The organism is Streptosporangium sp. OZ121 (genome assembly GCF_051918885.1).
GTDB lineage: Bacteria > Actinomycetota > Actinomycetes > Streptosporangiales > Streptosporangiaceae > Streptosporangium.
This window is the reverse complement of the sequence record NZ_JBPXMC010000034.1, coordinates 79,008-90,142: the sequence shown is the minus strand read 5'-3', so window position 1 is coordinate 90,142 and position 11,135 is coordinate 79,008. Positions and strand designations below refer to the sequence as shown.

General features: G+C 70.1%; 9 protein-coding genes and 1 tRNA gene. 2 read left to right on the top strand and 8 right to left on the bottom strand.

The window, feature by feature from the left end; genetic code table 11:
• Nucleotides 1-1,177: tyrosine-type recombinase/integrase (locus ACTOQ1_RS37325; RefSeq protein WP_440072741.1), on the top strand; the 1,177-nt coding region annotated here is incomplete at its 5' end.
• Nucleotides 1,178-1,244: 67 nt separating this feature from the next.
• Here ACTOQ1_RS37325 and ACTOQ1_RS37320 read toward each other — a convergent pair.
• The 6 genes from ACTOQ1_RS37320 to ACTOQ1_RS37295 form a co-directional block, all read right to left on the bottom strand.
• Nucleotides 1,245-1,321: transfer RNA gene (locus tag ACTOQ1_RS37320), tRNA-Thr, on the bottom strand.
• A 64-nt stretch (nucleotides 1,322-1,385) separates the two neighbouring features.
• Nucleotides 1,386-2,882 carry an alpha/beta hydrolase gene (locus ACTOQ1_RS37315; RefSeq protein WP_440072740.1) on the bottom strand — a complete coding sequence of 499 codons (1,497 nt, stop codon included), beginning with the start codon at nucleotides 2,880-2,882 and terminating at the stop codon, nucleotides 1,386-1,388.
• Between the two features lie 256 nt (nucleotides 2,883-3,138).
• A complete protein-coding gene (locus ACTOQ1_RS37310; RefSeq protein ID WP_440072738.1) occupies nucleotides 3,139-3,996 on the bottom strand; it encodes a PSP1 domain-containing protein in 858 nt (285 codons plus the stop codon).
• 312 nt (nucleotides 3,997-4,308) lie between these two features.
• Nucleotides 4,309-5,463, bottom strand: a complete 1,155-nt coding sequence (locus ACTOQ1_RS37305; protein ID WP_440072736.1) for a glycosyltransferase family 4 protein — start codon at nucleotides 5,461-5,463, stop codon at nucleotides 4,309-4,311.
• Nucleotides 5,460-6,230 (bottom strand): hypothetical protein, encoded by a 771-nt coding sequence (locus ACTOQ1_RS37300; RefSeq protein ID WP_440072735.1) that lies wholly within the window; start codon nucleotides 6,228-6,230, stop codon nucleotides 5,460-5,462. Before ACTOQ1_RS37300 ends, ACTOQ1_RS37305 begins: the two co-directional genes overlap by 4 nt.
• 436 nt (nucleotides 6,231-6,666) lie before the next feature.
• Nucleotides 6,667-7,155 (bottom strand): MarR family winged helix-turn-helix transcriptional regulator, encoded by a 489-nt coding sequence (locus tag ACTOQ1_RS37295; RefSeq protein ID WP_440072733.1) that lies wholly within the window; start codon nucleotides 7,153-7,155, stop codon nucleotides 6,667-6,669.
• Between the two features lie 64 nt (nucleotides 7,156-7,219).
• On the opposite strand from ACTOQ1_RS37295, the gene ACTOQ1_RS37290 reads away from it, so the two are divergent.
• On the top strand, nucleotides 7,220-7,600 hold the full coding sequence (locus ACTOQ1_RS37290) for a tautomerase family protein (RefSeq protein ID WP_440072730.1): 381 nt from the start codon (nucleotides 7,220-7,222) through the stop codon (nucleotides 7,598-7,600).
• 59 nt (nucleotides 7,601-7,659) lie between these two features.
• Here ACTOQ1_RS37290 and ACTOQ1_RS37285 read toward each other — a convergent pair whose 3' ends face one another.
• Both ACTOQ1_RS37285 and tmk read right to left on the bottom strand, forming a co-directional pair.
• Complete coding sequence (locus ACTOQ1_RS37285; RefSeq protein ID WP_440072729.1) at nucleotides 7,660-8,841, bottom strand: DNA polymerase III subunit delta'; 1,182 nt, start codon at nucleotides 8,839-8,841, stop codon at nucleotides 7,660-7,662.
• Between the two features lie 94 nt (nucleotides 8,842-8,935).
• Complete coding sequence (gene tmk / locus ACTOQ1_RS37280) at nucleotides 8,936-10,996, bottom strand: dTMP kinase (protein WP_440072728.1); 2,061 nt, start codon at nucleotides 10,994-10,996, stop codon at nucleotides 8,936-8,938.
• Nucleotides 10,997-11,135: the final 139 nt, after the last annotated feature.

Below are 11,135 nucleotides of genomic sequence, written 5' to 3'. Positions count from 1 at the left end.
CACTACTCGAACAGGAAGCGAGGGCATCATGACCACACGACGCAGCCGGGGAGACGGCGGCCTGCACTGGGACGAGAAACGACAGCGCTGGATCGCCACGGCCAGTCTCGGCCATGACCCGAGCGGCAAGCGGGTCATCAAGCGTGGCAGCGGCAGGACCAAGACGGAGGCCAAGGCCAAGCTCAAGGAGGTGTTACGCGACTACGAGGACGGCCTTGCCATCGCCCCATCGGATTACACGGTCGCGCACGCCGTGAACGACTGGTTGACCTACGAACTCAGTAGGCGGGACACGTCCACGGTGGAGACCGGCAAGATCCTTTGCCGGAATCACGTCATACCCGCGCTGGGGGCACGGAAGCTGCGCGACCTGAGTGCACAGGATGTGGACAAGTGGCTCGCCGACAAGGCCGCCACTCTCAGCACCAGCACCGTGCAGCTTCTCCGCTCCTACCTGAACCGCTCGGTCAAGCGCGCGATGGCGAGAGACAAGGTCAAGCGGAACGTCGTGGAGCTGTGCGCGGTCCCGAAGGGCAAGGAGGGCCGTCCCTCCAAGGCTCTCACGCTTGCTCAGGCGGAAGCCGTGCTCAAGGCGTCCGAGGGTAGCCGGATGCACGCCTACATCGTGGTCGCCCTGCTCACCGGAGCACGGACGGAGGAGCTGCGGGCGCTGACGTGGTCACATGTGGATCTGGAGGGCAGGCAGGACGAACCACAGGTGCCGCCGCATGTGGCCGTGTGGCGCTCCGTGCGAACCGGTGGAGACACGAAGACCCGGAAGTCCCGGCGTACGCTGGCGCTGCCCGACCACTGCGTGAAGGCGCTCATGACCCATCGGGAGCAGCAGGACAAGGACCGCGCCTCGGCGGGTGAACGATGGCAGGAACACGACCTCGTGTTCGCGTCGGCGGCGGGCACTCCGCTGGACGCGGCCAACGTGCGGCGGGCCTTCCGGTCGATCATCAAGGACGCTGGCCTCGACCCGGCGCAGTGGTCGCCCCGAGAGCTGCGGCACAGCTTCGTGTCCGTGCTCTCCGACAGCGGCATCCCCCTGGAGGAGATCTCCCGCCTGGTCGGCCACAGCAGCACGGCCGTCACGGAGCTGGTCTACCGCAAGCAGATCCGGCCCGTACTCCAGGGCGGCGCGATCGTCATGGATCGGATCTTCAAGGCGTGACCGGGAATGATAGTCACGCACTTAGACACGCAGAAGGCCCCCATGATCATCATGAGGGCCTCTGAGCTGGAGCCGCCTTGGGGAATCGAACCCCAGACCCCTTCATTACGAGTGAAGTGCTCTGGCCGACTGAGCTAAGGCGGCGTGCCGTGTTTCACCACGGCCTACGGCAGTCTACAGGCTCCCGGGGCCTTCCCGCGCCCTGGAATCAGCTGATCTTGGGGCACCGGGTTCCGTCCTTGGGAACGGTCAGATCGATCAGGTAGTCGTCCACCAGGCGGTCCACACATTCCGAGCCCGTCAGGTAGGCGGTGTGCCCGTCACCGTCGAAACCGACGAGGACACCGGAGGAGAGCTGGGAGGCGAGAGCCTCGGACCACTGGTAGGGCGTGGCCGGGTCGCGTTCGGTGCCGACGACCATGATGGGCGGGGCTCCGGGAGCGTCGATCTTGGCCCGCGGGCCTCCCTTGGCCGGCCAGTACGCGCAGGGCAGCGAGCTCCACATGACGTACGCGCCGAAGAGCGGGGCGTCCTTGGCCGACTCCCGGGCCGCCGTGGCGTAGGCGCCGGAGTCGCGGGGATAGGGGGCGTCGACGCAGTTGACGGCCAGGTTGGACTCGGTCTGGTTGGTGTACTCGCCGTTCGCCTCGCGGTCGATCAGCAGGTCGGCCAGGCGGAGCAGGGTGGTGCCGTCGCCCTTCAGCGCCCGGCCGAGTGCCTGGCGGAGAACCGGCCAGGCCTGCCGGTCGTAGAGCGGGGTGATCAGGCCGAGGGTGGTCCAGGCCTCGGTCACCGTACGGCCGTCGCCCGTCCCATTCGTCAGGGGAGCCGTGTCCGCGCGGCGGAGCAGGGCGGCGATCTCCGCGCGGGCGGAGCCGACGGAGCCGCGGAAGGGGCAGTCGGTGGCGGTGAGGCAGTCGCCGAGGAACGCGTCGAGGGCGACCTCGAAACCGCGTGCCTGCGCGGTGTTCATCTCCAGCGGGCTGAGCGAGGGGTCCACGGCGCCGTCCAGGACGAGGGCGCGTACGCGGGTGGGGAAGAGGTCCGCGTAGGCGGCGCCCAGCTGGGTGCCGTACGACTTGCCGAGGTAGGTGAGGCGGGAGTCCCCGACCGCGGCGCGCAGCAGGTCCATGTCCCGGGCGGCGTCGATCGTGCCGACGTGCGGCAGGAGCCTGCCCGAGCGGGCCTGGCAGCCGGAGGCGAACCGCCGCGAGCCCTCCTCCAGCATGGTGACCTCCCCCGGCGAGTCGGGCGAGCTGTCGAGGCCGACGTAGGTGTCCAGCTCACTCGTCGACAGGCACCGGACGGGCGCGGACCCGCCGACCCCGCGCGGGTCGAAGCCCACGACGTCGAAGCGGTCTCGTACGGCCTTGCTCACCGCCGTGCGGGCACCTCGCGCGTACTTCACCCCGGAGGCGCCGGGTCCGCCGGGGTTGAGAAGGATCGAGCCGATCCGGTCGCCCGAGGCGGGCAGCCGGATCACGCTGAGCTCGATCTTCTCGCCGTCCGGCTTGGCGTGGTCGAGGGGAACCGGGAGCTTCGCGCACTCGAAACCGTCCCCGCACTCCTCCCAGCCGAGCGACGCTCTCCCCGCCTCGCCACCGCCCGTACCGCTGCCGGAACCGGCGTTGGCGTCGGTTCCGGTGCACGCGCTCGCCAGCAGGGTCACCACCGCCGCCAGTACGGCGACCACCTGGGATCTCACGCCTTGTCCGCTCCGTAGTCCGTGGGTCGGGATCGCACGCGGGTCCGGCGAGGGGAGCCGACGCGCGCGGAGAGGCTGACCGCTCGCATCCTACGCCCGCGCCGGACCCCGCGACCGCGCATCGCCCAGGCGGACACGCGGGCCGCGAGCGGCCACGTGGCACGGACCCCGGGAGGCCGTGCCACGTCGTTCACCAGACCGAAGACTTGCGGGCGTCCAAGGGATCATGACCCGGGCGGGCCTCGGAAAGCCCCGGTCACCCCTCCGGTCCGCCGTCGGCGACCTTCACCGCGTCCCCATACGCCGCGTCGTGCTGCTTGCGCGGCGAGCACACCGACGCCGACGGGCACGCGCAGCGGCGTCCGCCGTCCTCCAGGCGGACCACGACGGAGTCGGAGGGTACGTTGCGGCCCACGACGGTTCCCGCCCCCTCGGGGGTGTCGACCTTCAGCCCGACGCGGGGCATCCTGCTGTGCGCGTCGAGATAGAGCGGGTGCTCGTACTTCAGGCAGCACATCAGCCGCCCGCACGCTCCCGCGATGCGCAGCGGGTTGACCGGCAGGTCCTGGTCCTTGGCCATCCGGACGGAGACCGGTTCGAAGTCCTTGAGGAAGGTGGCGCAGCACAGGTCACGGCCGCAGGGGCCGATGCCGCCCTGCAGGCGTGCCTCGTCGCGGGGGCCGATCTGACGCAGTTCCACCCGGGCGCGCAGGTTGCGGGCCAGGTCGCGGACGAGAGCGCGGAAGTCGACCCGCTGGGGGGCCGAGAAATAGACCGTGTAGACGTTCTCGGCGTCCGTGTAGTCGACGCCGACGACCTTCATCGGCAGCGTGTGCCGCTTGATCAGGCGCTTGGAGACGCTGCGGGCCTCGGCGCGCCGCCGCTTGTTGCCCTCGTCGCGGGTCAGGTGCTCCTCGTTCGCGATGCCCGCGCACACCGGCAGCCCGCCGATCTCCTCGCTCGTCCACTGGGGCGCCCAGACGCACTCGGCGACCTCGGGCCCGGCGTCGGTGGGAACCAGCACCTTGTCTCCGACCTTGGGACTGTGCTCACCGGGATCGAGGTAGTACAGCCTGCCGTAGCGGGTGAAACTCACCGCCATGATCATGCCCATATGGCTCCAAACCTGGGGGTACGGCTCGTGCTCACCCTACGCGTCATACCCAGGGACGCGGAGAGCCGCCCGAAGCCCCCGCCGCCGGCTGCGACGAGCCCCGTACGCCCCTCCGGCCGGCCTGCGCGTCTCTCACTCGTTCCCTGGAAACCCATCCCCTGGCCGGGGACTCCGTCGACGTCGCGGCGCCGGCGCGGTCCCTGGCCAGGGGCTTTTCGTGGGAGAGCATTTCGATCACTGGATCGGGAGTTCCTCCCGAAGACGACAGGGTCACGTCACGGAGACGCCCTGCCGGGCCGTCCGCCGCTCCGGTCAGCGGCCGAGTTCGGCGAAGGACTTCTCCCAGCGATTGACGATCATGGAGAGGTCGTAGTTCCTGGCCGTCCGGAGAGCGTTCTCGGCCATCCGGCGGCGCCCCTCCTCGTCGTCGATCATCTGGATCAGCCCACCGGCCAGGGCGTCCACGTCGTCGGCGGGGACCAGCAGCCCGTTCACCCCGGAGGTGATGATCTCGCGGGGGCCCCGGGGGCAGTCGAAGCTGATCACCGGCACCCCGGAGGCGAACGCCTCGATGATGGTCATGCCGAAGCCCTCGAACCGGGAGCTGACCGCGTGGATCGAGGCCTTGGCGAGCTCGCCCTCGATGTCTCCGGTGGGACCCATGAACGTGACGTTGTTGTGCAGGCGCAGCTTGACGGACTGCCTGACCAGCTTGTCGCCGACCCGGCCCTCACCGTAGATCCGCAGCTTCCAGTCCGGGCGTTCCCTGGCCACCCGGACGAACGCCTTCAGCAGCCGGTCGTACCCCTTGACCGGCACCAGCCTGCCCGCGGCCAGCACGATCCGGTTCTCCTGCCTGGAGCGCGGACGCGGCCCGCCGGGCAGCCCGTTGCCGATGGTGAACACCCGGGTGGACGACCCGTTGAGCATCTTGCGGTAGTCGTGCTCGTCGGCCTCGGTGAGGGTCACGACGGCGTCGAGCTTCGGGTACCACGTCCGGATCTCCTCGAAGATCCCGGGCTGGTGGGCCTCGAAGTGCAGGTGCTCCTGGGCGATCGTGACGACCCGCTTGCGGGCGTACCTCGCGGCCATGATGTTGAGTCCCGCGCGGGTGGTGATCAGCACGTCGCTGCGGAGCCTGCGCAGCTCGCGGACGAGAACCTCGTCACTCCAGGCGCTGAAGGAGGCGTACGCGCGCTCCTCGGGGTGGATCAGCGCGCTCTCCCGCGCGCCCAGCCGCTCGGCTTTCTTCGTGTACGGCCAGCGGACCCTGGCACCCTCCCTCAGGTCCACCAGCGAGCGCAGGCGAACCTGCGAGCCCAGCGGCAGGAAGGGGCTGTCGACGTGCTGGAAGACGCTGACGACCTCGACCTCGTGCCGCTCCGACAGGGCGGTGGCGAGGTCGAAGGTGGCGCGGATGGTCCCGCCCATGCCGTAGGCGTTGAGGATGAGAAAGGAGATCTTCACGAGCTCACCTCCTCGATGCTGAGCGCGACGGCGAGGCTGTCGGTCTCGGTGTAGTACGGCCGGACCCTCACCTGCCCGACACGCTGGGCAGGAAAACGAACTTTGGCCTTCTTATCTGTTATGTCATCAAGTCGGGTCGCCAGCGGCAGCCGCATTCCGGAGACCTCCGCGTAGAGGTCCCAGAAGACCCGGCGCCGCACCTGCGTCTCGGCCATCGGCGCGATCTCCACCCCTCCCTCGAACCACCGCCCCTGGAAGCTCGCGGGCCCGCTCACGGGCTCCGGCCCCCGGCGGGCCACCGCCACGAGCCTGGCCGCCCCCCGGATCGGATCGCCGTACGCGATGGCGCCCTCCACCTGGATCACGCCGTCCTCCGCGGTCACGCGGATCACCTCGACGTACGGCTCGACCTCGCGGACCTGCAGGCCCAGCGTGCCGAGGGAGGTACGGAACGCCCTGATCTCCCGGTTGCGGCGGGTCTCGGCGTAGGACCACAACCCGTCGAGCGAGAACCCCGGATCGTCGGTGAAGACGGGCTCGCCGCCGCGCGACGCCATCCAGACACCCGCGGACAGTGCCGTCAGCTCCGCGGCCCCGCACTCCTCACCGGTCTCCACGTGCCGCAGGACGATCTCCGCGCCGTTTCCGCCATTCCCGCCATTCCCGGCGTTCCCGGTATTCCCGTCGTTTCCGTCGACCGGCTCGGGCCATTCGATCCTCAGCGTGTCGTCGTTGCCCACACGGCTCGTGACGGCCCGCCCGCTCACGGACGGAATCACTCCGTGGCGTGCCCCAATGCTCACCAAGCGTCCCCCGGTCTTCTCTGCTCATCCCCGTAGAGCAGGACACTGTCCACCGATTTACAACGAAATAGCTTATTTTTTCCTGTTAATCCTAACGACACACACTCGTACTTTGAGGTGACTTAGCGGTGAATGGTTCCATCTAATCGTAAACAGGCGGGTAGTGACCGCTTGGTGATGGCCAGTACCCCCTTCTCACCAGCAGATATTCGCCGAGGCATCCAGGAGAAATTCCGAAGCGTCCGATACCGGCCAGAGCCGATCTCCCCGAACTCCGCCCCCCGGCGAACCAGGAGATGCCCGCCCGAACCATGGCATCCAGAAGTGCCCGCGAGACGGGGTATCGGCAAGACTCGTGTCACCGGGTACACGAGTCTCCCCGACACCCCGATGTGGCCGGTCAGCTTCGCGGTTCGTCGTTCGGTCGCGGGTCTCGGCGTTCCAGCGCGGCCTCGAAGGAGCGGAGTGCGGTGACGACGGTCGCGCGTTCGGCGGGTGACAGGCCGCTCATGACGTGTTCCCAGGCGGTGGCGCTGCCGGACAGCCAGGCGCGGATCGGTTCGGCGTAGGCCGGGGTGATGGCGATGATCCGGCGGCGACGGTCGGCGGGGTCGGCGGTCCGCTCCAGGACACCTGGCCGCACCAGTTCGCTGACCATGAGGCTGACGGTCGTCGGCGCCACCTCCAGCCGATCGGCGAGCTCGTTCACGCCGGCGGGGCCGTCATATTCCAGGTGGGCCAGCAGGGCCAGGTGCCGGGGCGCCAGGTCGAGGTCCCGCAGCTCCGGCGGAATCGGCAGACGTTTGGCGCGGCCGACGAGCCGGGGCATGAGCAACAGCAGGGTGCGGACGGCCTCGTTGACGGCGATACCACCCGGTTCAGTGGACATCAGCAACCCCTCACCGATACCTTTAAGCTTAAAGCCTTTAGGGTCAAAGGAAACGAGGTTCACCGTGCCGCATCTGACCGCCCATCTTCCAGACGCCAGGCTAGCGGGCAACGAAGCCGAGCTCGTGACCGCCCTGACCGAAGCGATCGTCAGCGTCTACGGCGAGTGGGCGCGGCCGCTGGTGAGCATCCGGCTGTCCGGCGTTCCCGCGGGCCGCTTCGCCCAGGGGGGCGTGCCCGTGGACACCAGCGTCTCGGTCACGTTGGGCGTCCGGTCAGGCGCGTTCGAACGCCCCGACGCCGCCGAGATCACCGCCCGCCTCGGCGCCGCCCTCACCGACGCGATCACATCGGTCCTCGGCGAGGAACTCCGCCCGGGCACCATGGTCGAACTCCTCGCCTCCCCTCCTGAGCGGACCTTCGTCGGCGGCGCCCTCGCCCCGTGACCGCTCCACGCTGAAGCCGGGCCGACGTCGAGGCCGGCACGGCCCGGAACCGGACCGGCTCACAGCCGGGGCCGGTGCAACGAGATGGTCATCGACTCGACCGCCATCTGCGGGCTGACGTTGGACGCCAGCCGCCTCCGGCAGCGCATGATCGCGTCGATCCTGAGCAGGGTGTCCTCCGGTGTGGAGGCGCGGGCCAGCTCCTCCAGGTCGGCGCGGCGGTCCTCGCCGGACAGCTCCACGTGCGCGCCGAACTGCACCGCCAGCACGTCCCGGTAGAACGCCACCAGGTCGAGCAGGGACGCGTCGATGACGTCGCGCTTGGTGCGGGTCGCCCGGGACTTCTGCCGGTCCTCGAGATCCTTGAGCGCGCCGGCACCGCCGCGGATCAGGCCCCTGTTGAGCCCCTTGCCGGTGGAGCCCTCGCCGTAGACCTGGCGCAACTCGGTGATCTCCGACTCGTTCAGCACCGCGGTGACCGCGGCGGCCTCGTCCTCGGCGGTCTTCACCAGCCGCTCGGCGGCCATCACGCACTCCCCGACGCCGGTCAGCGACCGGGGGATGGACAGCACCGCCTCGCGTCGCGCACGCGCCTCCGCGTCCAGCGCCAGCCTGCGGGCGCGGTCGATGTGCCCCTGGGCGGCCCTGGCGGCGAACTCCGCCATCCCCGGCGGCACGTTCTCGCGCGTGGCCAGCACGTGGGCGACCGCCGCGGTGGGCGGGGTGACGAGCGTGACGAGCCGGCAGCGGGACCTGATGGTGATCATCATGTCGTCCGGGGAGGGCGCGCAGAGCAGCCACACCGTCTTCGGCGGCGGCTCCTCGATGGCCTTGAGCAGCGCGTTGGACGCCCCCTCGGTCGCCCGGTCGGCGTCCTCGAACAGCACGACCCGCCAGCGGCCCAGCGTCGGCGCCCCGGCCGCGCGCAGGATGAGCCGCCGGGTGTCCTTGATGCCGTACGAGAGCCCCTGCGGGCGGACGATCTCCAGGTCGGGATGGGAGCCGACCGCCACCTGGTGGCACATGTCGCAGTGGCCGCACCCCTGGTCGGGGCAGAACAGCGCGGCGGTGAACGCCCGCGCGGCCTCCTCGCGCCCGGACCCGGGCGGCCCGGTGAACAGCCACGCGTGGGTCATCCCGGCGCCGCGCCCCCCGGCCAGCAGGTCGGCCCCGGCCGCCGCCGCCCGGCGGAGCGTCGCGGCGGCCCGCTCCTGCCCCACAAGATCATCAAAGACTCCCACGTCCCCCAACCTACCGCCGGGGACACGGGCTCAGTCGCGGATCGCGCTCCCGGCACGGCCCGAGCCCACCCGTACCGGCCACCGCCACGCGGGCTCAGTCACGGATGGCGGGCATGGTCCCGGTGACGTCCTCCGACTCCCGCGGCACCGGGTCGGGCAGGATCTCGCGGACCCGGTCCTGGATGATCGAGGAGATCTGGTTCTGGGGCAGGGTCCCGTCGACGACCAGGTAGCGGTCGGGCTCGGCGGCGGCCAGCGCCCGGAACTCGCGGCGGACGCGCTCGTGGAACTCCAGGGGCTCCGACTCGATGCGGTCGGCGGCCCCGCCCAGCCGGGCCAGCCCCACCGACGGCGGGGTGTCGATGAGCACCGTGAGGTCCGGGACGAGCCCGCCGGTGGCCCAGCTGTTGATCCTCGTGACGTCCTCGGCCTCCAGCGCCCGGCCCGCGCCCTGGTAGGCGAGCGACGAGTCGACGTAGCGGTCGGAGATCACCATCGAACCCCGGTACAGGGCCGGGCGGATGACCTTCTCCACGTGCTCGGCCCGGTCGGCCGCGTACAGCAGCGCCTCGGACCTCGCGGACAGCCCCTGGTGCACCGCGTCGAGCAGGATCGCGCGCAGCCGCATCCCCACCTTCGTCGAGCCGGGCTCGCGGGTCTGCACGACGTCGAAGCCCTGGTCACGCAGCCAGATCGCCAGCAGCCTGGACTGGGTGGTCTTCCCCGACCCCTCGCCGCCCTCGAACGCGACGAACATCCCGCGCCCCTGCTCGGCGCTCTCGGGGGCGAACCGCTCGCCGCGCACCGCGGCGACCAGGTCGGCGACGATCGAGACGCCCCTGCGGTCGTCCATCTGCCGCAGCGCGACGATCCCGACGATCGTCGCGAGCAGCCCGCCGACCAGCATCACCAGGTTGGAGCCGTCGAACCGGTAGACCGGCTCCTGGCCGACCCTGATCTGGTGCTCGCCGAACAGGCCCGCCAGGGTCGGTGCGACCGCGACCACCAGCAGCAGGGTCACCCGGGCGAGCGACTGCAGGAAGGAGAACGTACGGCCCCGCAGGCTGTCGTCCACCTCCAGCCCGATCATGGTGTAGCCGATGATCCAGGCGATCCCGGCGCAGGCGCCGAGCAGCACGGTCAGCAGAACGACGATCACCAGGTTGTGGACGAGCGCGATCGCGACGAGGACCAGCCCGGCCACCACGATCGACAGGCCGAACAACCTCCGCCGCGACAGCTCCCTCAGCAGCCTGGGCCCGAAGAACATGCCGGACGCCATGCCGACGAAGACCGCGCCGAAGACCACGCCGTACGCCGCGTCGCCGCCGCCCAGCGCGTCCACGTAGATCTTGGCCACCCCGACCACCGCGCCGCCGGCGGCGAACGCGCCCAGCATGCCGATGATCAGACCCCGGATCAGCCGGTTGCCGCCGACGAACCGCCAGCCCTCGAAGATCTGCCGCAGCACCGACGGCGTGGAGGTGGCCCGCGCGCCGCTCCTCGGGATGTCCTTGAGCGAGAAGATGACGACGGCCGAGACCAGGTACGCGAGCGCGCTGATGAACAGCGCCAGGTAGGTCTCGCGCTGGGCGAGGAAGGGCACCAGCCTGCCCAGGAAGTCGTCGGCGACCGACAGCAGCGCGAACAGCAGCGCCGCGATGGGCGCGGTGCCGTACGTGACCAGGAGGTTGAGCTGGTTGGCCTCCTCCAGCCGCTCCTTGGGCACCAGGTTGGGCACCGTGGCGTCCTTGGCCGGGACCCAGAAGAGGTTGACGCACTCGACCAGGAACGTGGCGATGATCACCCACTGGTAGCTGCCGATCAGCGGGATCGACAGCACCAGCGCGAAGCGCAGGAGGTCGCAGAAGAACATCGTCAGCCGCCGGTCGAACCGGTCGGCGAACGCGCCCGCGAGCGGGCCCAGCAGGATGGCCGGGAGCATCTTCGCCACGAAGACACCGCCGATGGCCAGGCTCTGGACCTTGTAGCCCGACGCCGCGGTGAGGTTGCCCGCGAGGGCGGTCAGCGCCAGGAGGTTGAGCCAGTCTCCCAGGCTGCACACCGACATCGCCGTCCACAGCTTGCGGAACGGGGCATTGGCCAGCACGTGGGGGGGCTTGCGTCGCGCGGTGCTCCGGCCAGGGGTGGTCATAGTGTCAGCGTATCCAGATGCTCGCTGGGCTGGGGAAAACACCAGCCAGGCGGAAATGCCCGGCTGCCCGTCGCATGAGGGTAATACGTCCGCCCCGTACCTCGCAGGTCACCCCTGCGAAAAGAAGCGCCCGGGACCG

Bases quoted from the DNA above. Each gene is read 5' to 3' on its own strand.
- ACTOQ1_RS37295 (WP_440072733.1), bottom strand. From the start codon at position 7,155: ATGTCCACTGAACCGGGTGGTATCGCCGTCAACGAGGCCGTCCGCACC.
- ACTOQ1_RS37310 (WP_440072738.1), bottom strand. From the start codon at position 3,996: ATGGGCATGATCATGGCGGTGAGTTTCACCCGCTACGGCAGGCTGTAC.
- tmk (WP_440072728.1), bottom strand. From the start codon at position 10,996: ATGACCACCCCTGGCCGGAGCACCGCGCGACGCAAGCCCCCCCACGTG.